Genomic DNA, 20,893 nt, shown 5'->3' with positions numbered 1-20,893 from the left:
TTGAGTTGTAAAAATTACAGATTTTCAACGGTGGGTTTGGTAGAAGCTACAGTCTTACAACAGTCGTGTTTATTCTTACCTTCGCCCTCTTTGACAGCTTTGAACTCAACTTCCAACACACCTAAGCTACGCCACCTATCGCTTTTGCCGCTAAATGGCACTTGGAAATAGTCAGCAAAGGTTTTCTCCAAAGAACGGTAAAACTCCTCACGCACTGACTTCAAACTCCAGAGAGCTACATTTTTAAAGCGGACAACGACAGGAGTAGTATGCATCTGAATTTTATTCGTTGCAGACTTCTAAAATACTGTAAGCTTTAGAGAAAATTTCCAACTTAGGAGAAATCGGACCCAATCCTTATAAAGGACTGCTGGCATTGGGGTGTTAGTGGCATCTCCAATGATCCTTGCAAGCCACACACTAAATTTGATGAATGGGATGACCGGTTTTTTTAATTTTCATTGCATCCCGCAAAGGAGAGTTGCCGAACATGCGTGAATATTCTCGACTGAATTGTGATGCGCTATTGTACCCTACCTTAAAGGCCGAACTCTCGGCGGTTTCACCTTCATCGGTCATCAGATGCCGTGCCTGTAGCAAACGGAGACGCTTCTGATACTGAATTGGGCTCATTGATGTCACTTCTTTAAAGTGCTTAAAAAAAGCAGAACGGCTCATTTTCGCAGCCTTTGCCAAAGCTGCGACATCAACATCATCAGTGAGTTCGGATCTTAGGCGGTAAATTGCCTGAGATATTTTGTGCGTTTTGCTTCCAGAGCGAACAAACTGCCAGAGCGCCGGTCCATCTGCTCCTTTCAAGAGATGATAAAGTATTTCTTTGACCACCAAAGGCCCGAGCACGGGCGCGTCTTCGGGAACTTGAAAAAGTTTTCCCAGCCGAATCGCGGCTTCCAGCATTTTATCACTGGCTTTTCCGACGAATACCGCACGCAGAAGATTCTCAATCTCCTTCGGAAAGTCCTTTTCGATCTGAGCCGCGACTTCGCTCAAAGTCAGCGGATCAAAATCTATTAGCAAGGCTAGAAACGGTTTTTCTGGCGTCGCCGAAAAGATGCGACTGGTGACGGGCAAATCAACCGGAGTGGCGGTGTAATGACCTCCATCGCATCGATAGACTTCGCGATCCAGGATAATTTCCTTGCAGCCCTGAGCGACGATAGCAAAGCATGCATGCCAGTGTCGCTTCGTGTAACGATCTGTTTGAGAGAATTTTTTGCAATAAGTGCCTGAAAGGGGCGATTCATGTAAGCCATCCTCGTGGCAGAAGAGATGGATTATTTTTCCTAGATCTGATTGCAAGTCCGTCATAAAGTCTCCAAAGTATGGAGCTATCCCATGTAGAGCCATTATAGTTTCTCGTGGACTATTAGGCAAGAAATTTGGACTTCTGTGAATTTACCCAATGAAAAAAGAGGCGTATTATTCAATCTCAGAAGACATTCTGGTTGGTGAAACCATAAAACAGTATGTCCATCCAGAACAAAACCAAAGGAGTTCAAATATGCGTGTCTTTGTTACCGGAGCTACAGGCTTCATCGGCTCTGCCATCGTTCAGGAACTCATCACTGCGGGTCATCAGGTGCTCGGCCTCGCTCGCTCAGATGCCGCCGCCAAATCTCTTATCGCCGCTGGCGCCCAGGTGCATCCAGGTGATATCGAGGATCTAGACAGCTTGCGGAGTGGAGCCGCCGCCTCGGATGGCGTGATTCACACCGCTTTCAACCATGACTTCTCGAAATTCGAGGCTAACTGCGAGACAGATAGGCACGCCATTGAGGCTCTCGGCGCCGCGCTTGCTGGCTCTGACCGCCCCTTAATCGTCACCTCCGGGACTGCGCTACTTACGCCAGGTCGCCTCGCGACCGAAGAAGATGTGTACGCTTCCAGTTCCATTCCCCGCGTAGCTTCGGAAGAGGCAGCAGCAACGGTTGCGTCACGTGGCGTGCGCGCGTCAGTGGTACGTCTTTCACCATCAGTCCACGGTGACGGCGATCGCGGCGGCTTCGTTCCACATCTGATCGGCATTGCACGTGGAAAAGGCGTTTCGGCGTATATAGGCGACGGACTCAATCGCTGGCCTGCGGTGCACCGACTCGATGCGGCCCATCTTTTTAGGCTTGCACTTGAGAAGGCTCCTGCTGCAGGGGCTAGGTTTCATGGGGTTGCTGAACAGGGCGTTGCGTTGCGAGATATTGCTGAAGTCATCGGAAGACGCCTAAACATGCCAGTGGTAACCAAATCACCCGAGGAGGCAGCTAATCATTTTGGCTGGCTTGCACACTTCGCAGCAATCGACAATCCGACCTCGAGCACGCAAACTCAGCAACAGTTAGGATGGCGGCCCGTGCAGCCCGACCTCATGACTGACCTCGAACGAGGGAGCTATTTCAAAAACTGAAATGAGAAAACTTCAATGCTGTTGTCATCTTCTCATCCCTTGTGTCAAGCCTAATTGAGATGCTCTCACCCTGGACTGCTATAGCAGTCCTAAATCATTTGTAAAAATAAATTAACCGCAGAGGCGCAGAGAAGCCAGTGCGTTGGGCGGGTTCCCCGACTTGTTCGCGCAGCGTCTCCCCTTCTCCCAAAGGGAGAGGCTAGCGCCAAGGGAGAAGCAACTGGCGCAGCGCAGAGAGAGGAATCGGAGATTTTCACGACTCATTTAGGATTGCTATATAATCGTTTCCGATGCTGTGAATCAGGTGATTGTAAAATGGAAAAATTACGCCTTCGATTTACTAGCTTTGAGTCTTTTCAGCAGGAGGAATATCTGCCGCTAGTTTCAAGGTTCTAGGGATCTGAATTCCCTGCACTGCAATTCTAGTCACTATGAACAAAGACATCGCCAACCATAACAGATGAATACTTTGCAACTTCCAAGCAAGGGCTGCTGTGGGAATAAACCCTAACCCAGTTGCGATAAAAGCCGCATTGCGGAGGATTAATCCTTCTGCCAAACCAAAGAAATAAGCCTCAATTGAGACGGCAAACGCATACAGCCCCAGCACGCTCATTAGCCAGGGAATGTAGGGATCAATGTGGGTGGTTATTTCCGTGTGATTTGTGAGTAGCCCAAATACCGTCTGAGGAAACAGGATGCAGGTAAGGGACATGATGACTGCAAACATTAGAGTCACGCCTATAGAAACGCCAAGCAGTGGCACCATCTGCCCCTGCTCGTTTGTGCCATGAAAGTTGCCCGTCAAGGTTTCCGTTGCATAAGACAAGCCATTGAGTATTTGAATCCCTAGCGTCATGAACTCAATCAGCAAGACATTTTCCGCAAAGGCGATTCTTCCCATCCCAGCAAACAGATTGGTAAAAGCCCAAAAGGTAAACCCGATCGCCAGTGTCCGTATAAAGAGATCCCGACTCAGGGCAAAAGTCTCATACCAGGCAGATTTGTCCCAAAGCTGAGGCGTGACAGCACGGATCTCCTGCCACTGGATTTCACTCTTCACCCAAATTAGTCCCAGCAGCATCATCAGAAATTGGCTAAAAGCTTGTGCCAAGCCTGCTCCCATGCTTTCCAAACCTGCTCGCACAATCATCTGGTAACTCAAGACGATGTTGACGACGTTGCCAAAAACCGACAAGACTAAGACTTTCTGGCTCTGTTCACGCCCCATTAGCCAGCCGAACAGCACCATATTCACCAGAACCGCAGGTACACCCCAAATCCGCGTGTTGAAGTAGTCCACCGCAGCCGCTTTCACCTCTGGAGTATTGTTTAAGACAATAAACCCTAACTCTCGCAGTGGGTATTGCAAGAGCAAAACAGCAAACCCTAAGCCGAGGGCAATTAAAACATTCCGTAAGCCTAGCAGCAGCACTTCCTGTTGATCATTTCTTCCAGTCGCCTGGGCAGTCGTGCCGGTGACAGAGAGACGCAAAAAATTCAATGCTCGATAGAAGTAATTAAACACAACCGTCGCCAGTGCAACGCCAGCTAAATGACGAATGTCTTGCAAGTGCCCTAAAAAGGAAACGCTAACCATTCCAGACAGCGGTACCATTAAATTGGAGAGCATATTGGCGATCGCTAATCTGAAATAGCGAGGAATCCATCGGTCTTGCAAATCATTATTTACTAACATTTGGAATCGGTTAGCTGATGCGATTGAGGTATTTAACTAATTACTAATTCTTAATGGGCTACACCCCACTACGTACCCCTACGGGGATCTTGCTACGTAAAGTGTCTTGTAGAGAAGACCACGCTGCCTCACTAAATTGTCAAATTGGTGGTCTTGAATTAGTTGTAAATAAATCCTAAACTAATTTAATTACGAATTATGTAGCTTACTTCTCATTTTTGGCGAATATTATCTAATTACTAACTATTTTAAGGAATTCCAAAAATTAAATTATCCAAATTATTGTATCCAATGCAACTATCAGATTCTTCTTCCCTTGCTCAAGAACTGCTTCCATAGCGATTGGATATTTTTTTATTTGAAAGTCTCTTAACCCCTGTCAAGTCGCTAGCGAGTCGTCGAGTATTGATTTAACATATTAATCGGCGTTTAAAAGTTTTTCAGATTTTGAGTCAGCGCTACCGCAATCGCAGGAAACGTTTTGGATTGCGCTGTCATTTAATTGCTGAGATTTATAATTACGAAGTTCAAAAAGAAGCCTAAATTTCTCTTGGATTTAGTCAATCCTCCACCATACCATAAAACTTTTTTGCAAGAGGTCTATTGAACTGGAGCCATCAAACAGTACCCGTCAAGCTGCTCTTGAGCAACTCTTGAAGTTGTTGTTTGGCATCGGGATAATTAGGGTTAAATCTGAGAGTTTGATTTAAATCTTTTATTGCTTTATCCCATTCCATCTTTCCAGCGTGAGCAAGCCCTCGGTTATAGTAAGCATCGGGATAATTAGGATTAAATTTGAGAGTTTGATTTAAATCTTTTATTGCTTTGTCCCATTCCATTTTTCCAGCGTAAGCAAGCCCGTTGTCACTATATTGCAGTTTAGTTGTAGCTCAATTACTGAGGTTGAAGATTAAGCGTGGTTATTGCAGTCTACTCAACTGAAAAACTCTGTAACTGCGATCGCTATTTTATTTGAGAGCGATCGCACGAGCATATACCCACTACTTTGCTGTATCGGCTTACCAGTTTTAAGACAATACATTCGGAACACTAAACTTTTTATAAGTAAAGTTAAAACTGTAGTTAATACAACTTAAGCTGTGGTTACAAATGCTAATTATGTAATAAGTAAACTTGAAACAGTAGTTAATACAGCTTAAGCATTATTTATAAATACCCATGATGTAATAAGTAAACTTGAAGCTGTAGTTAATACAGCTTAAGCTGTGGTTATAGATGCTGAAGCTGTAGTTAATACAGCTTAAGCTGTGGTTATGAATGTTGAAGCTGTAGTTAATACAGTTTCATCTGTGGTTATGAATGCTCAAATTGCACTTAATTATTAGTTTGCCATTGCTGAAGCTACTTGCGATGAAACGCCACCTGCGGCTTTAATTAAATCGGCTCCTTTCTCGCCGATCATAATCGTGGGCGCGTTCGTATTGCCCCCGACCAGAGTTGGCATGATCGATGCATCAACAACCCGCAACCCCGTAACACCGCGTACCCGCAGTTCGGGATCGACAACCGCCATTGGGTCAGTTCCCATTTTGCAGGTGCCGACAGGATGATACCCCGTAACGCAAAATTCCCGGATGTAAACTTCGAGTGCTTCATCGCTAATCACCTCAGTACCGGGACTGATTTCCTCACCTCGAAACTGATCAAAGGCACTTGTATGAAATAATTTACGCATTATTTTAATCCCTTCAACTAGCTTTTGGACATCGGATTGACTTTGTAGAAAGTTGATCCGAATAATCGGTGGGTCTTTGGGGTCAGGCGATCGCAAACTGACACTGCCAATGTTTTGAGGATGAGTCAAACTGACTGTAACAGTGAATCCCAAACCAGAGAGGGTTTTGCCAGGAGATATCCACAGAATGGGACCGAAGAAAAACTGTAAATCTGGCGTGGCATCCAGATTACCTTCGGTATGCAAAAATAATCCGGCTTCAGCGTTACCATTACTGCTAGTTGCCGGGTCTAACCCAGCAACTACCTCGTGTGCCACAGGATTGGTAATTATCTGGTGTGCTACAGGAACGAGAGAGTGGTCTTGGAGGTTTTGACCGACACCAGGCAAATCAACGACGACAGGAATCCCCATTGCTTGCAGTTGTTCTGCATCACCAATGCCGGACAGCATCAGCAGCTTGGGCGAATCGAATGCACCAGCACTTAAAATCACTTCTTTGTTGACCCTGGCTTGGTGCAGCCTTCCCTCGTGCATATATTCCACGCCAACGGTGCGGGTTCCCTCAAACAATAACCGAGTCACGAACGCTCCTGTTGTTATTGTCAAATTGGGACGCTTGAGAATTGGCACCAAGAATGCAGCAGCAGTACTGTGACGTTTACCATCCTTGACCGTCAACTGATAAATTCCCGCACCTTCTTGCTGTATTCCATTGAAGTCAGGATTGTGCTTATATCCGATTGCCACGGCTGCTTCTACAAATCGTTGGGATGCCACAGTAGGGGGTTGAATATCGGTGAGGCTCAACTCCCCATCAACTCCGTGGTATGCGTCGGCACCGCGTTGCTGGTTCTCAGATTTCTTGAAATAGGGCAATACATCTTGGTAACTCCAACCAGGATTCCCCAATGACTGCCAGTGGTCATAATCGTGATGATTGCCCCGGATATAAATCATGGAATTAATCGAACTGCTGCCACCCAAGACTTTGCCACGAGGACAAAAGATTTTGCGGTTATTCAGGTACGGTTCTGGTTCCGAGAAATATTTCCAGTCCAGTTCCGAGCGAGGTAGGTTGGGAGATTCCAACGGGATTTGAATCTCAGGTTTAGTATCTGGATTGCCAGCTTCGAGTAATAACACAGTTGTTTCACTATCTTGTGTCATCCGGTTGGCGACAACGCAGCCTGCCGAACCTGCACCAATCACAATATAGTCATATTGAGTCATGACATCCTCGCTTGTAAATTCAACTACTTTAAGAAATGGTAATGCTAGCAATGAACGGGAGAGTGACGATGTTAAGAATCTCGCGTCATTTTAAAACCAATTCCATAAAAACCCAGTTTGTTCGATGTTCTAGAGGAATCTCTGTTTTTTCCAAATACGGCTCGATATCTTGAAAGCCAAATATCCGATAAAGTGCCTGTGCTTCCTTTGCAAAAGGGGCACTGTCTAAACGTATCCTTGAGTAACCAATGTAAACAGCTTCATTGATGATAGCTTCTAATAAAGACCGACCGATTCCTTTTGAGCGAAATTCTGGTCTTACATACATCCTTTTAATTTCGCCAACATCTTCACCAATTTTTCGTAAGCAAGCGCAGCTGACTATTTGTGCCTCGGATTGCCCCAAAAGCAAGCGTCCTGAAGGGGGTATAAATTCGTGAAGTTGAGTCATATATTGCTCAAAGAATGTATCAACATCTAACTTGATACCGAACCGATGGCTGAATATCAACTTAGTCTCGTTAAAATATTCCCAAAACAGGTTCTGTATATGAAATTTATGTTCGTCAGTCTCTACCTGGATAATTTTAAACAAAGTTTATGCCTCCGCTAAGTAATTGAATAAGAATCGCTATCAAGAGAATTTACTTATAAGTCAATTTGTGCTAATTAAAACTAAATATTGAGATTCTCCCAAGGGTGAGGGACATTATACATCATAAATTTCTGTTGCAAATAGTCCGGCTAGAGCTAGCGTAAAGTGGACAATTTGACAATCTTTAATACTCAAACTACTTGGCGTATAGTCATAATCTGTCCGCACGCAAGACACTTGATATATGGTTCAGAATCTCGAAAGAACACGCCAGAGTGCAAGGTTTCCTGAAACTGCACCGGCTGCTAATCCCGTATTTTTTAGAACCTATAGCCGCCGGACAAAGGCGGGACTAAGGGAAACATGGGATGAAGTATGCGATCGCACTCTACTCGGCTTAATCAAGCTGGGAAAGCTAACTCAAGAAGAAGCAGCCATACTGGATCAGATGCAACGCAACTTGAAAGCTATGCCCAGTGGGCGCTGGCTATGGGTTGGTGGTACAGACTGGATAACCAAGCCAAAGAACTTCTCCGGCGCTTATAATTGCACCTCTACCAATCTCGAAGACTGGAGTGCCTTCGGATTAATGATGGATTTGGCAATGATGGGCTGTGGCACTGGAGCCGTCCTAGAATCACAATTTATTAATCAGTTACCCCCCATCCGTAATCGACTGAATGTCACCGTACAAGGTGAAATTGGCAGCACTCCTCAACACCAGCGGCGTGAATATACTGAAACTCATATAGAAGGCAATAATGTCACTATTCACGTTGGAGATAGCCGTGAAGGTTGGGTTGAATCATATCAAACCCTGTTGGAACTCTCCACTGATCAACAATTTGTCAAGGTAGAGACGCAAAATTTTGCGTCTGTACAAGTATTAGTCGATATCAGCGATGTCCGCAAAGCAGGAGAAACACTTAACGGCTTTGGAGGAGTTGCTAATCCTGTAAAGTTGCCTGGACTTTATCAGGGTTGTGCATCTATTCTTAATAAAGCTTTAGGACGACAATTAAATTCAGTTGAATGTTGTCTATTAATCGATCAAGGTGCTGTCACAATTGTTGCCGGCAACATTAGGCGTTCAGCTGGCATGAGGCAAGGTTCTAGTGAAGATAGTTTGTTCGCCGATGCCAAAGATAACTTATGGCAGCAAGATGAAAGTGGCAACTGGCGAATTGATCCAGAACGCGATGCACTCAGGATGGCAAATCATACCAGAGTTTTTCACCGCAAGCCAACCTTAGAAGAATGTATTGGTGCCGTCCGCAAACAATATTATAGCGGTGAGGGAGCGATTCAATGGGCTGGTGAAGCTGTAGCGCGATCAAACATTGATTTGCTGCCAACTGCTAACTTAAAAATTGATTTCTTGAAAGCCTATGAACAAGGAACAGCACAACAGTGGTTAAAAGAACGTTTTCCAAATCTTGACGCTAATGAGCTAGAACATCGTTTGCAGCGATATGCTTTAAATCCATGCGGAGAAATCATCGGTGCTAACTTCCACTGTGTGAGTGGTGATACCTTACTCATCACTAGAGATGGAATACATAAAATCAAAGATGTTATCGGAGGTGAAATTGAGATTTGGAATGGTCAAAAATGGAGCCAAGTAACACCTTTTAAAACTGGTAGCGATCGCAAGCTGTATCGAGTTAAATTTGCAGATGGTACTTACTTAGATGCAACCGAGTATCATCGCTTCTTTGTGAAAGATAGATTTGGTAAAGAATACAAAGAAGTACAAACCAAGGATTTGATGGATGTTAGTAGATATGACATTCATACTAAGCCTTTTACTATTCAGTACGAAGATGGATTAAATATCAATCCAAGTTATGCCTATACTTTGGGAATAGCTGTAGGAGATGGAACTACAGACCAAAATGGTAATGCCAAAATTAGATATGAACAGAAAGCAGCTTTATCTGTAATCGGAAGTAAGTATCCTGAAAGAAACTATGACTGCTTACCGACTTTTACAGATGTAACAGACTTAGGTTTTTCCGGAGAATTTTTAAAAAGTTTAAAAACAAATCCAGAATCACTGAATGTAATTGCTAGTTGGAATCGCCAAGCAATTTTGCACTTTATCGCTGGTTTAGCAGATACCGATGGCACAAATACACATAGTAATGGCATTAGGATTTACATCTCTAATTACGAACGTGCGTATCGAGTGCAATTATTACTAACTAAATGCGGTATCCGTTCTTCTTTAAATCTCTGCGCTCATAAAGGGTCAGTAACTAACTATGGTGTTCGCAGTCAAGATTTATACTACTTGCAAATTACTGACTGTGGACAAATTCCTTGCCAGCGTTTGGATGTGAGCAAAGGATGTGACGCCAAATACAAAGCTAAATGGCAAATAGTCAGAGGTGTGGAAGAATTACCAGGTTTGCACGATACTTATTGCTTCAATGAACCGGAACATCATAAAGGAGTATTTGGTAATACCCTAACTGGGAACTGTAATTTGTCTGAGGTTCACCTTAATCAAATCGACCCATATAACTACAAAGAACAAGAAGAGGCTTTCACTGCTGGAGCGCTATCTGTAGCAGCACTTTTAAATCACAAATTCCTGGAACCACGCTATCAATATAGCCGTGAATTAGACCCGATTGTAGGTGTTTCTTTTACAGGTTTATTTGATTTCTTTGTCCATGCTTTTGGTGTTGATTGGCTACGCTGGTGGGCAGAAGGAAGACCAGCTACTGCACAAGGATTAGCTTTCAAGCGTGAGGAAGAAAAATATCTAAGTTCCTGGAAAGATATTGTACATCGGGTGGTTTGGGATTACTGCGATCGCCACAATCTCAAACGTCCAAATCGCTGTACTACAGTCCAACCTAGTGGTACTAAGGCTTTATTAACTAATGCTAGTTCAGGATGGCATCCCCCGAAAGCGCAAAGATTTATTCGCCGGATCACCTTCGGCAAAAATGACCCAGTAGCCTTAGCTTGTATTGACTATGGTTACAACGTCATTCCCTCTCAATCAGACAAAGATGAACAAGGCAATTTGCTCAACGATCCCTTTGATCAAAGGGTGAGTGAGTGGTTAGTAGAAATCCCTGTTTCTGTACCTTGGGCTGATTTACCAGCAGCTGATGAAATTGATGTTTCTAAGTTTTCAGTCTTAGCCCAATTTGATTTTGTCCTCCAGGTTCAACGTTGGTATGTGACTCACAACACATCAGCTACTTTGGAACTTCGCTCTGATGAAATCGAACCTTTGGGACAGCGGATCTACGAAACTATCCAGAATGATGAGGGATATATTTCAGCAGCTCTTTTAGCCCGTTTTGACGATTTGCAATCATTTCCACGTTTACCGTTTGAACCAATAGATAAACCAACCTATGATCGCTTGAATCAAGAGGTGAAAGCACGGCGTAAAACAGATGATTTCTGTGCAGTCTTAAGCCGCTACGATTCAGGCGAAATGACAGAGGCTGGGCCTAGTGGTTGTGACTCTGATAAGTGTATGTTTCCCGATCAGCAACCAAGTTCATAAGGCGAAATGACTATCAACTTCGGGTAGGTACTATTTATCTATTCCAATAAAAAGCGGTGGTTTTATATGATATTTAACCACCGCTTTTTATATCAACTCAAATTTCCCCTTTCTCCTTTTCCCCTCCTTGGTAATTATTTTGGTGGAGAAAAGCAGCACAAAATTTCTCTACACTATGATCTTTAGCAAAAGGAGTCCGCCAATGAAAGCTTACGAAATTCAAAGCAACGGCGGGATTGATGCCTTGGCATTAGTCGATCGCCCTGAACCAAAACCAACTGCGGGACAAGTTCTGATTCAAGTCAAAGCAACATCCCTAAATTACCGTGATCTACTTGTCGCCGAAGGATCTTACGGTGCTGGACAGAAATATCCGTTAATTCCCCTGTGTGACGGTGCGGGGGAAGTTGTGGCGGTGGGGGAAGGTGTGACACGGGTAAAAATAGGCGATCGCGTCGCTGCTACTTTCTTCCAAAACTGGATTTATGGCTCTTTAACCAAAGAGAAAATGAAATCCGATCTGGGAGGCGGTATCGATGGAATGCTGGCTGAGTATGTCCTATTACACCAAGATGGTTTAGTGATATTACCTGACCACCTATCATATATTGAAGGAGCAACTTTGCCCTGTGCAGCAGTCACAGCTTGGCATGGACTGGTGACAAAAGGCAATATTCGCGCAGGTGATAGTGTTTTATTACTCGGTACTGGGGGAGTTTCGATTTTTGCTCTTCAGTTTGCCAAGATACATGGTGCTAGAGCGATTATTACTTCCAGCAGTGATCAGAAATTAGCACGAGCTAGACAACTTGGTGCTGACGAAATAATTAACTACAAAACAACGCCAGATTGGGAAAAGCAAGTTTACCAATTAACCAATCGCACGGGTGTAGATCATGTAGTTGAGGTAGGCGGTGCAGGTACTTTGCCAAAATCATTACAAGCAGTCCGTATTGGGGGACGTATTAGTTTAATTGGCGTATTGTCAGGCAGAGGAAATGAAATTGACCCCATGCCAATACTTTTTAAGAGTTTAACAGTTCAGGGCATTTATGTTGGTAGTCGGGAGATATTTGAGGCGATGAATCAGACAATGCAAGAGTATCAAATCAAACCGATTATTGATCGACTTTTCCCCTTCACTGAAGTACGAGAAGCTTATCATTACCTCAAAAGTGCGGCTCACTTCGGTAAAGTAGTTATCAACCTAATTCCTAATTAACTCGTTCCCATGCTCTGCGTGGGAATGCATTCATGTGGGCTGCTGCCTCAAGTCTAAAGAGGCGGAGCCTCCAGAAACCCATTCCTTGGCAGCAGCCAAGGAACGAGAGGATAAAGAAAGTTATTTAAACAGTAGCGAGAGTAGGCGCAGCGAATTTAGCATATCGCTCGATGTAGAATTCCTTAGAGTGAGCGATCGCCTTCACAGATTCACGCTCTTTGAAAGCACGTTTCCACTGGCGTAGACGGGTAAATTCCTCTGGCACTCCAAACCCGCGAAACTGCTTCAGTGCAGCCCAACGCTCAAACCAGGGGAAATAGGTGAAATCAACTAAACTTATGGATTCACCAAACCAGTAAGGGCCTTCCCCAGATAGCTTTGCCAAACCTTCGTTTTCAATGAATTCCAGGTGTTTGTATAGTTCTTGTTTAGCTTCTTCTTGTTTTTGGGGATCTGAACTCCGCAGCAGGGTAGAAAAAGCGGGAACGAACCTAGTGTTAGCAAAATCGATCCAAATGCGAGCCTGTGCCCTAGCAAGGGAGCTATTGGGTAACAGTGGTGGATTGGGAAATACCTCATCGAGATACTCATTAATAACTGCTGACTCCCAAACTGGCTCATTACCATGAGTTAGTGCAGGCACTTTCCCATAGGGGGAAACTTTGTTAAACCCTTCAGGCTTATTCTGCAAATCAATCTCAATCAAATCGAAGTCAATGCCCTTCTCTTGGAGTACCAAGCGGGTACGGTGAGCATAAGGACAAACAACTGCACTGTATACTTTGATTTGGGCCATGTTTAAGTTCCTTGGTAAATAGCACTTGTTAATCGGCATTGGGAATTGAATTTTCATCCAAAAGCCCAAATCTTAAATTGTTAGTGTCACAAAATCCTTTTGAAGCGAATGTAGCGTAAAAAATTCTCGACACTAACCAAACTTTTAAATTTGACTACTAGGTAATACCATTTCTTTATAAGGCTGCGCCAAATTTCCTTAGCTTCTTATTTCTTTCTTTCTTTGTGTCCTTTGCGTCCTTTGCGGTTCGTTCCTCATTTGGTTTGACGCATCTTCATACAGAATTGGTATAAGGCATTGGGCATGGTTATTCTTCTTATCCCCTGCTCCCCCTGCTCCCCCTGCTCCCTTGCCTTCTCCTCAAGCCAGGGCACTTCTTCAGGTGCATAACGGAAGGCGCGGAAGACTGTATTTTGCTCCCCACTAGTTACCAGCGATTTCTCACCTGGAATATTCCGAGATGCAAAGTGGGGATTGATGTATTCCCAAACTATCTTTTTTGTTTGGCGATTAACTTCAATCACACGGGAGAAATTGAGAGCGATGTGACGGCGATGTGCGCCATTGTCGAAAATCAAGTACCGTTAGCTAATTCGTTCGGGAAGTGCTGCTGTGCTAGCACGTCATCACCCAACGTCCAGATAATTTCTCCGGTTTTGCGATCGACAATGACAACTGTAGAGATATTGCGAAAGCTGACTATAATGTTGCCATCGGCGAGTTCCCCGACAGTATTCCCATGAGTCCATTCATGTCGATGATCCTGGGGTGTGATCGTAAATATATCTGGATCGAGGTATTCGTGGGCGTGCCAAGTCCAAACAATTTCACCTGCTGGAGTCACTTCATAAAGCACATCCGCATAGATATCACCATCTGGTTCTGTACCTGGTACGCCACCTTTGATGCTCTTAACCAAAGACTGAGGTATCTTTTCAATCGCTAGTAGAATTGTGTTGCCATTGGCTAGTCTGCGTCCATCATGATGGTGGTCTGGATGCTTATATTCCCAGATAATATTCCCTTTGGGATCTGCCTCTAAAACAACCCCACTTTTGAATGCAGCCCACAAGGCAAAACGTAATGATTCTTCTGGTGGAGTCTTACCGTTATAAAAAAGGTTGCCATTGGGTAAGAGATAACCGTATAACCCTGGTGGATAAGGCAGATTCCACTGGTGTACTACTTCTCCTTCCAGGTTTAGGAGATAGACTTCACCTTGACCTGTTAGGGGTGTAAAAAGTGTGTATCCTTTGAAGGCTTTTTCGGGATTGTAAGCCTTTAAACCAGTACCCCGACGACGAATAGTATTTTGGTCAACTGATGTTGCTGTAAAAGTCATATCTTACCTACTAAATATCTAGTTTTTAAGGGATTTATAAGAAATAAATTACCCAAATAAACGAACCACAGAGACACAGAGAACACAGAGGAATGAGGAAGAGAGAGTTTTTTGGATATTTTTTTATTTGGAAGTCCCTAATCTAAGAGGATGTTTTAAAAGTCATGATTGATGTATCAAATATTTTTTTACCCCACCCTAACCCTCCCCGATGTATTGAGCAGGGAACTAGATTTTCTGGTTTCCCCCCTTTCTAAGGGGGGATTAAGGGGGGTAATAATTCAATTAAAATCACAACCAATTACTTTTCAAACAACCTCTAAGAACTGGGACAAAGTGCATCACGCACCTCTACTCGTTTCTGAACAATTCCTTGTTTGTATATCCAATCAGCAGCACTCTGTAAATCGGCAATCACTTTCGGTTCTAAGGGAAGCACTCCATCAACAGGTCGGCGTTCAAATGTCCGCTTCACAACTTCAGGCGGTAAACCTGATACTTTTTGGTATAGTTTTTGATTCTCCTGCGGATGTTTATTTAGCCATTCACCCTCTTTAGCAAGAATCGCAATAACTTCCTTAATCGCCTCAGATTTTTCTTTTAGTGCATCCCTATCCACCATATAAAGGGAGTAATGCGGGACTTGTGCAGGCAAAGGAATTTGGCGGGCATTGTAGTTGATTTCAGCACTAGCAACCCAAGGGTCCCAAACTGCCCAAGCATCGACATGATGCGATGCCCAAGCGGGTAGGGCTTCATCAGGTTTCATGTAAACGCGACTTACTTTATCTTTGGGGATATTTTCTTTTTCTAATAGTTTCAATAGCAAATGTTCGCTGATTCCACCTCGATTCACAATGACCTTTTTACCAATAAGATCATCAAATTTCCGAATGGGAGAATCTGCATTAACTACAATCCCCTCTGAGTTGCGATTAGCCGGTCGGTAGGCAATGATGCAAGCATTAATCCCACCAGATAAAGCAGACAAACCAGCAATATCGCCGCCTGCTCCTAAATCAGAACTTTTAGCATTGATTGTTTCTAATACAGGTGCAAAAGATGGGAATGTACCAACCCACTCAACTTTTATATTCTTAGGAGCTAGTTCACGCTCTAAAGTCCCGCGTTCTTTTGCGATCGCTGACAGACTTCCTTTAATATAACCAATGCGAACCACTGTCTGTTTTTCAGGTACAGAACTTTGTGCTGTTGAAGAACCTTGATGGTCACTCACAGATTTAACAGTGGAATTAGCAGAGTTAGTCAGACTACATCCAGAAACTATCAAACTCAAGCCCGATTGGGCTAGTAAAAGCCAGACTACTGCTTTTAAGGTACACAGCAAATGAGAATTTTGATATTTATTCATCAATGATTTACTGCTCCATAAAACTGAGACAATTCCAAATAAACGGTCAATTAATAATCAGAGCCAGAGGCTCTCGAAAGGCGTTACCAGGCTGGAGCCTGGTAACGAGGCAATGGAGATTAGTTATTTCTCCTTTGTTTTTAATTTTTAATTTTTAATGTTTAATTGTTAAGGCGCAGGGTTTGGAGATTGAGTATGAACTATATCCAACTCTTCCAAAATGTCTTTGTCGAGAACTACATTTACACTTTCCAGATTTTCTTTGAGTTGTTCCAATGTCGTAGCACCAATAATTGTGCTATGCACAAACCAACGACTCCGCACGAATGCTAAAGCTAGATGCGCTGAACTTAGTTGATAGCGCTTGGCAATTTCCACATAAGCTGCTACTGCTTGATCTACTTTTGGTTTCAAATAGCGCTGACCAAAATTTTCAAACAAAGTGACTCTTGCTTTCTCTGGTTTGCCGTTTAGGTATTTGCCAGTCAAGAAGCCAAATCCCAAAGGACTATAAGCTAATAATCCAATTTCTTCTTGATAAACTGCTTCTGCTAAGGCTCCGTCAAATACTCGATTTAGCAAGTTGTAAGCATTTTGAATCGAAACAACTTTAGGTAATCCTAATTGTTTAGCAGCATTACTAAACTGGGCGACTCCCCAAGGGGTTTCGTTACTCAAACCGATATAGCGAATTTTACCTGCCTTAATTACATCAGCAAAAACGGCTAGCTGTTCAGTAATAGGAACCGTTTATGCCACCTGAGTCGGATCGAACACCGTTTGTCCAAACCGTGGCACGTAGCGATCGGGCCAGTGAATTTGGTACAGATCAATATAATCTGTTTGTAATCTTTTTAGACTATCGTCTACAGCTTGTTTGATATTATCACGATCAATTGCTTTGGCTCCACCACGTAACCATTTAAAGCCTCGACCAGGCCCAGCAATCTTAGTAGCTATAATCAGTTGATCTCTTTGTTGACGTTTTAACCATTCCCCAATATAAGTTTCAGTTAATCCATAAGTTTCGCCACTCGTTGGCACAGGGTACATCTCAGCCGTATCAATAAAGTTAACTCCTTGGGCAATAGAATAATTTAGCTGCTCGTGGGCTTCTTCAATGGTATTTTGCTCTCCGTATGTCATAGTGCCCAAACAAATTTCAGAAACTTTTAAGTCACTCTTGCCAAGTTGGTTATACTTCATAATTTTTGCGTTGCTTTTCAGTTGATTCAAAAGTGATATTTTTGTTGGATATTTGCTTTTTTCTCAGGACGCTATTTTTAGATACATTAGCTCCAAACGACACTTAATTTGACAATAAACCAATATAATTTTTTCACAAAATTAATATTATGCACATACTACCGTAAACCGATAGACAAAACGTATTAAATGGATATGGTTGTTTATTATTGCATAGATGAACCAGATAAGTAAGTTAGTTGGGAGTAAGAAAAAATCTAAAATTGTAGTAGAAAATACTTGCTTTTATTGAGTTTTTGTGAAATAGGCTGTTTTAGCCAGAATTAATACTACTGTTACTCAATCAATTTACCGTAGTATATCAGAAATTCTTAAAATTTTTCTATAATTAAGTCTTAACAAATGTTTATATTGATATATTTATTTCTAAATAACTTAAGTTTATGGTATAATAACATACTAGTATTATTTAGAAGAGTTCACAATAGCTAGTAGCAATAACAAAGACTTAGGGTTTTAAGTACTTGCATAACTAGGAATTTTTGCTGCGATCGCTTCTAACAATACTCATATCTATAGCAATCTGATTTAAGTAATAAGTATTTTCTAGAGACGGCTACATTCAGGAAAATTCCAATGTCATTAGACAAAAATGCCCTTGAACAACCAGCAAATAAGTTGCTTGCAGCTCTGCCAGCCAGTGATTATCAGCGTCTTGTTCCCCACCTGAAGCTGATTCCGCTATCAAATCGGCAAGTCCTTTACGAAGCAGGCGAACCGATCACACAGGTCTATTTTCCTAATAAAGCAGTAGTTTCTATAGTTACCACTATGGAAGATGGCTCGACTGTGGAAGTTGGGATAGTGAGTAATGAAGGCATGGTGGGTATGCCCGTAATTTTAGGAGACAACATCACAACCACAACAGCATTGGTGCAGATTCCAGACACTGCCATGCAGCTCGATGCAGATATACTCAGAAGCGAGTTTAATCGGGGTGCAGCGCTTCAAAGCCTGCTGTTGCGCTATGTCCAAGGTGTATACACTCAAATAGTACAAGAATCTGCCTGCAACCGTCTTCATCAGCTAGAGGAGCGGCTGGCTCGTTGGCTGCTGACAGTTTCTGACTGTCTGGAATCAAAGGAATTTCCGCTTACCCAAGAATTTATCTCACAGATACTGGGTGTACATAGCGCTGATGCCGGCGAAGCAACTAGCACCCTGAGCCAAGCTGGAATGATCGCCTACCACCGTGGTCAGATTAAGATCCTGAATCGAGAGGCTTTAGAAAAAACCTCCTGTGAATGTTATCAGATTCTAGAAAATAATTTTTTAAAACTTTTATGTACGGTATCGCACAGACTTAAGGAAGTGTGTTAATTTAAGGTTTTCTAGACTGTTCCCGTGTTTCTTTAGGGAATGCACCTTTTGACATTAGGATCTGATCCTTAAATCCTTTCCTTGTGCCCTGAGTTGGCTTTTCTAAAGTCACCTACGTTAAGGAGAGTGGCTTCTAATGCCATTAGATAAAAACCTCTTTCAGCAACCATCAAATAAGCTGCTCGCAGCTTTGCCAGCCAGTGATTATCAGCGTCTTGTCCCCCATCTAAAGCTAATTGCGCTCGAAATTCCGCAAGTCCTTTACGAAGCAGGCGAACCGATCACACATGTCTATTTTCCTGAGAAGGGAATGGTTTCTATAGTTACCACTATGGAAGATGGCTCAACGGCGGAAGTTGGGATAGTGAGCAGTGAAGGCATGGTTGGTATCCCAGTAATTTTAGGAAACAGGATCACAACCACAACATCATTTGTCCAGATTCCAGGCATTGCTATGCAGATGAATGCAGATATACTTAAAGCCGAGTTCAAACGGGGCGAAGCGCTTCAAACCATCCTGCTGTGCTACGTACAAGCTGTATATTCTGAACTGGTGCAAACAGCTGCCTGTAACCGTCTGCATACACTGGACGAACGGTTAGCTCGCTGGCTACTGACAGTCTCTGACCGTATGGAATCAGAAGATTTTCCGCTTACGCAAGAATTTATCGCTCAGATGCTAGGTGTACGTCGTTCTGGTGTGACAGTAGCAGCTAGCACCCTCAGCCGAGCCGGAATGATCAACTACCACCGTGGTAATATTAACATCTTGAACCGTGAGGATCTCGAAGCAACTTCCTGCGAGTGTTATCAAGTCATACAAAACGAATTGGCTAGGTTACTGGGCAAAAAGTCTAGTAACCTAGCCAAAAAACTTTTTTGAATTATGTGTGCGAAACCGAACAGACTCGCAAAAATAACTTAATTTAAACTATATTTAAGCAAATTTATATTTTAATGTTCAGTGAGCGAAAACATTTTTAAGCCGCAAGTAAATAGGTTACTCGCGGCTTTGCCAACTAGTGATTATCAGCGTCTTGTTCCACACCTGAAGTTAGTTTCGCTTTCGCTTCGGCAAGTCATTTACGAATCAAAAGAACCGATCGCATACGTCTATTTTCCCCAACACGGAGTAATTTCTTTAGTCACTAATATGGAAGATAGCTCGATCATGGAAGTTGGAATAGTGAGCAGTGAAGGGATGGTGGGTATCCCAGTAATTTTAGGAGAGAACACAACAACCACAAAAGCGTTTGTGCAGGTTCCAGGTACTGCTATGCAGATGGATGCAGATGTACTTAAAACCGAGTTAAATCAGGGTGGAGCTATTCAAAAGCTGCTGCTGCGCTATGTACAAGCTGCATACACTGAATTGACGCAAGGATGTGCCTGCAACCGTTTTCATACCCTAGAGGAGCGGCTGGCTCGTTGGCTACTGACACTCTCTGACCGCTTGCAATCAGAGGATTTTCCGCTCACCCAAGAATTTCTCGCCCAGATGTTAGGTGTACGGCGCTCCGGTGTGACAGTAGCAGCTAAGACCCTGAGCCGAGCCGGAATTATTCGCTATCAGCGTGGTCATATTAGTATCCTGAACCGAGAGAATTTGTCAGCAACTTCCTGCGAGTGTTATGGGGTTATACAAGGCGAATTTGCTCGGTTGCTGGGCTATTAGCCAAGGCGCGTAGGCGTAGCCCGTCGTAGACATCGCCAATGAATCATTTTTAGTTTCTATGTCCGAAACCGGACAGACGCTTGCTAATTAGTTCCATTAATATTTAATAAAGTAGGCATAAAATGGCATTTACAAACATGTGTTTTTTAATGTGATTGCTACTTTCAATGCTTGAGCTAGACGACGGTGAGAATAATGTCTAATCAATCGATCTATTTTAAAGGTCTGCGATTGCTCGTTGTTGATGACGACCCTGATACGAGAACATTACTTGCTTTTTTGTTTGAATTAGACGGAGCAGAGATAGTCACAGCTGGTTCAGCAGGTGAGGCTATAGCAATAATGTCATTTTTTAAACCAGACATCCTAATTAGTGACATTTATTTACCAGATGAAGACGGCTACTCACTGCTCTTAAAGATCAGAAATTTGGAAGCAAAGCGAGGGAGAAAGATTCCAGCTATTGCTATGACGGCATCTGCTTTTGACGAAGACCGTAATTGTGCATTATTAGCAGGTTATGATATATACCGATGCAAGCCAATAGACTTAGACGAGTTAGCTTCTGTGGTTGCTAGTTTAACTGGACTCGAACAATACGCTTGAGATATTTGGATGCAACAAGGCAGAAGCCAGTAAGCAAGAAAGCTTTAACTCAATTTTATTTATTTTGAGAAGGTGATGTCTGTCTTGAAAAGTCCAAGACAGACATCGCATTTTCTCAGG

17 protein-coding genes and 2 pseudogenes are annotated in these 20,893 nt (G+C 43.1%); 8 read left to right on the top strand and 11 right to left on the bottom strand.

The genetic code is table 11. The features are described from left to right. Positions 1–14: 14 nt before the first annotated feature. Both V7K85_RS14220 and V7K85_RS14215 read right to left on the bottom strand, forming a co-directional pair. Positions 15–275, bottom strand: coding sequence for a hypothetical protein (locus V7K85_RS14220; RefSeq protein WP_334814292.1), 261 nt, complete (start codon positions 273–275; stop codon positions 15–17). 145 nt (positions 276–420) lie between these two features. After that, entirely contained in the window at positions 421–1,329 is a 909-nt protein-coding gene (locus tag V7K85_RS14215; RefSeq protein WP_334814291.1) for an AraC family transcriptional regulator, read from the bottom strand. A gap of 94 nt (positions 1,330–1,423) precedes the next feature. Here V7K85_RS14215 and V7K85_RS14210 point away from each other — a divergent pair, with 94 nt between their 5' ends. Beyond that, positions 1,424–2,419 (top strand): SDR family oxidoreductase, encoded by a 996-nt coding sequence (locus tag V7K85_RS14210; RefSeq protein ID WP_334814290.1) that lies wholly within the window; start codon positions 1,424–1,426, stop codon positions 2,417–2,419. A 340-nt stretch (positions 2,420–2,759) separates the two neighbouring features. Here V7K85_RS14210 and gntT read toward each other — a convergent pair whose 3' ends face one another. Then, positions 2,760–4,118 carry a guanitoxin biosynthesis MATE family efflux transporter GntT gene (gntT, locus tag V7K85_RS14205; protein WP_334814289.1) on the bottom strand — a complete coding sequence of 453 codons (1,359 nt, stop codon included), beginning with the start codon at positions 4,116–4,118 and terminating at the stop codon, positions 2,760–2,762. A 414-nt stretch (positions 4,119–4,532) separates the two neighbouring features. Here gntT and V7K85_RS14200 point away from each other — a divergent pair. Continuing rightward, positions 4,533–4,661, top strand: a pseudogene (locus tag V7K85_RS14200) (IS5/IS1182 family transposase); the annotation flags it as partial. A 74-nt stretch (positions 4,662–4,735) separates the two neighbouring features. On the opposite strand, the gene V7K85_RS14195 reads toward V7K85_RS14200, so the two are convergent. The 3 genes from V7K85_RS14195 to V7K85_RS14185 form a co-directional block, all read right to left on the bottom strand. Then, positions 4,736–4,996 carry a tetratricopeptide repeat protein gene (locus tag V7K85_RS14195; protein WP_334814356.1) on the bottom strand — a complete coding sequence of 87 codons (261 nt, stop codon included), beginning with the start codon at positions 4,994–4,996 and terminating at the stop codon, positions 4,736–4,738. A 464-nt stretch (positions 4,997–5,460) separates the two neighbouring features. Continuing rightward, entirely contained in the window at positions 5,461–7,047 is a 1,587-nt protein-coding gene (locus V7K85_RS14190; protein ID WP_334814288.1) for a GMC family oxidoreductase, read from the bottom strand. An 85-nt stretch (positions 7,048–7,132) separates the two neighbouring features. Beyond that, positions 7,133–7,642 carry a GNAT family N-acetyltransferase gene (locus V7K85_RS14185; protein ID WP_334814287.1) on the bottom strand — a complete coding sequence of 170 codons (510 nt, stop codon included), beginning with the start codon at positions 7,640–7,642 and terminating at the stop codon, positions 7,133–7,135. A gap of 244 nt (positions 7,643–7,886) precedes the next feature. Here V7K85_RS14185 and nrdJ point away from each other — a divergent pair, with 244 nt between their 5' ends. Both nrdJ and V7K85_RS14175 read left to right on the top strand, forming a co-directional pair. After that, positions 7,887–11,174 carry a ribonucleoside-triphosphate reductase, adenosylcobalamin-dependent gene (nrdJ, locus tag V7K85_RS14180; RefSeq protein WP_334814286.1) on the top strand — a complete coding sequence of 1,096 codons (3,288 nt, stop codon included), beginning with the start codon at positions 7,887–7,889 and terminating at the stop codon, positions 11,172–11,174. Positions 11,175–11,376: 202 nt separating this feature from the next. Next, a complete protein-coding gene (locus tag V7K85_RS14175; RefSeq protein WP_334814285.1) occupies positions 11,377–12,396 on the top strand; it encodes a zinc-dependent alcohol dehydrogenase family protein in 1,020 nt (339 codons plus the stop codon). 124 nt (positions 12,397–12,520) lie between these two features. Here V7K85_RS14175 and V7K85_RS14170 read toward each other — a convergent pair whose 3' ends face one another. From V7K85_RS14170 to V7K85_RS14150, 5 genes and pseudogenes are all read right to left on the bottom strand, one after another. Next, entirely contained in the window at positions 12,521–13,192 is a 672-nt protein-coding gene (locus V7K85_RS14170) for a glutathione S-transferase family protein (RefSeq protein ID WP_334814284.1), read from the bottom strand. A 254-nt stretch (positions 13,193–13,446) separates the two neighbouring features. After that, a complete protein-coding gene (locus V7K85_RS14165) occupies positions 13,447–13,770 on the bottom strand; it encodes a hypothetical protein (RefSeq protein WP_334814283.1) in 324 nt (107 codons plus the stop codon). After that, a complete protein-coding gene (locus V7K85_RS14160) occupies positions 13,767–14,534 on the bottom strand; it encodes an aryl-sulfate sulfotransferase (protein ID WP_334814282.1) in 768 nt (255 codons plus the stop codon). The genes V7K85_RS14165 and V7K85_RS14160 overlap by 4 nt, the downstream gene beginning before the upstream one ends. A 319-nt stretch (positions 14,535–14,853) precedes the next feature. Further along, positions 14,854–15,906: an aliphatic sulfonate ABC transporter substrate-binding protein gene (locus tag V7K85_RS14155; RefSeq protein ID WP_334814281.1), complete on the bottom strand. Its 1,053-nt coding sequence runs from the start codon at positions 15,904–15,906 to the stop codon at positions 14,854–14,856. Positions 15,907–16,074: 168 nt separating this feature from the next. Next, positions 16,075–17,112 (bottom strand): annotated as a pseudogene (locus tag V7K85_RS14150) (NADP(H)-dependent aldo-keto reductase). 636 nt (positions 17,113–17,748) lie between these two features. Between V7K85_RS14150 and V7K85_RS14145 the strand changes: the two are divergent. The 4 genes from V7K85_RS14145 to V7K85_RS14130 all read left to right on the top strand — a co-directional run bounded on the left by V7K85_RS14145 (position 17,749) and on the right by V7K85_RS14130 (position 20,773). Beyond that, positions 17,749–18,492, top strand: a complete 744-nt coding sequence (locus V7K85_RS14145) for a Crp/Fnr family transcriptional regulator (protein ID WP_334814280.1) — start codon at positions 17,749–17,751, stop codon at positions 18,490–18,492. 136 nt (positions 18,493–18,628) lie between these two features. Further along, positions 18,629–19,375 (top strand): Crp/Fnr family transcriptional regulator, encoded by a 747-nt coding sequence (locus tag V7K85_RS14140; protein ID WP_334814279.1) that lies wholly within the window; start codon positions 18,629–18,631, stop codon positions 19,373–19,375. A gap of 81 nt (positions 19,376–19,456) precedes the next feature. Beyond that, complete coding sequence (locus V7K85_RS14135; protein WP_334814278.1) at positions 19,457–20,167, top strand: Crp/Fnr family transcriptional regulator; 711 nt, start codon at positions 19,457–19,459, stop codon at positions 20,165–20,167. A gap of 195 nt (positions 20,168–20,362) precedes the next feature. After that, positions 20,363–20,773, top strand: a complete 411-nt coding sequence (locus V7K85_RS14130; RefSeq protein WP_334814277.1) for a response regulator — start codon at positions 20,363–20,365, stop codon at positions 20,771–20,773. The last annotated feature ends 120 nt before the right edge of the window (positions 20,774–20,893 follow it).

Source organism: Nostoc sp. (assembly GCF_036917615.1).
Taxonomy (GTDB): domain Bacteria; phylum Cyanobacteriota; class Cyanobacteriia; order Cyanobacteriales; family Nostocaceae; genus Nostoc.
Note: the sequence above shows the minus strand (reverse complement) of the source record. Positions and strands in the feature narration are given on the sequence as shown.

What these genes read in the sequence shown, in the direction of transcription:
- V7K85_RS14170 (WP_334814284.1), bottom strand. Translation starts at nt 13,192, where the DNA reads ATGGCCCAAATCAAAGTATACAGTGCAGTTGTTTGTCCTTATGCTCAC.
- V7K85_RS14140 (WP_334814279.1), top strand. Translation starts at nt 18,629, where the DNA reads ATGCCATTAGATAAAAACCTCTTTCAGCAACCATCAAATAAGCTGCTC.
- nrdJ (WP_334814286.1), top strand. Translation starts at nt 7,887, where the DNA reads ATGGTTCAGAATCTCGAAAGAACACGCCAGAGTGCAAGGTTTCCTGAA.
- V7K85_RS14155 (WP_334814281.1), bottom strand. Translation starts at nt 15,906, where the DNA reads ATGAATAAATATCAAAATTCTCATTTGCTGTGTACCTTAAAAGCAGTA.
- gntT (WP_334814289.1), bottom strand. Translation starts at nt 4,118, where the DNA reads ATGTTAGTAAATAATGATTTGCAAGACCGATGGATTCCTCGCTATTTC.
- V7K85_RS14215 (WP_334814291.1), bottom strand. Translation starts at nt 1,329, where the DNA reads ATGACGGACTTGCAATCAGATCTAGGAAAAATAATCCATCTCTTCTGC.
- V7K85_RS14220 (WP_334814292.1), bottom strand. Translation starts at nt 275, where the DNA reads ATGCATACTACTCCTGTCGTTGTCCGCTTTAAAAATGTAGCTCTCTGG.
- V7K85_RS14190 (WP_334814288.1), bottom strand. Translation starts at nt 7,047, where the DNA reads ATGACTCAATATGACTATATTGTGATTGGTGCAGGTTCGGCAGGCTGC.
- V7K85_RS14175 (WP_334814285.1), top strand. Translation starts at nt 11,377, where the DNA reads ATGAAAGCTTACGAAATTCAAAGCAACGGCGGGATTGATGCCTTGGCA.
- V7K85_RS14210 (WP_334814290.1), top strand. Translation starts at nt 1,424, where the DNA reads ATGAAAAAAGAGGCGTATTATTCAATCTCAGAAGACATTCTGGTTGGT.
- V7K85_RS14145 (WP_334814280.1), top strand. Translation starts at nt 17,749, where the DNA reads ATGTCATTAGACAAAAATGCCCTTGAACAACCAGCAAATAAGTTGCTT.
- V7K85_RS14160 (WP_334814282.1), bottom strand. Translation starts at nt 14,534, where the DNA reads ATGACTTTTACAGCAACATCAGTTGACCAAAATACTATTCGTCGTCGG.
- V7K85_RS14130 (WP_334814277.1), top strand. Translation starts at nt 20,363, where the DNA reads ATGTCTAATCAATCGATCTATTTTAAAGGTCTGCGATTGCTCGTTGTT.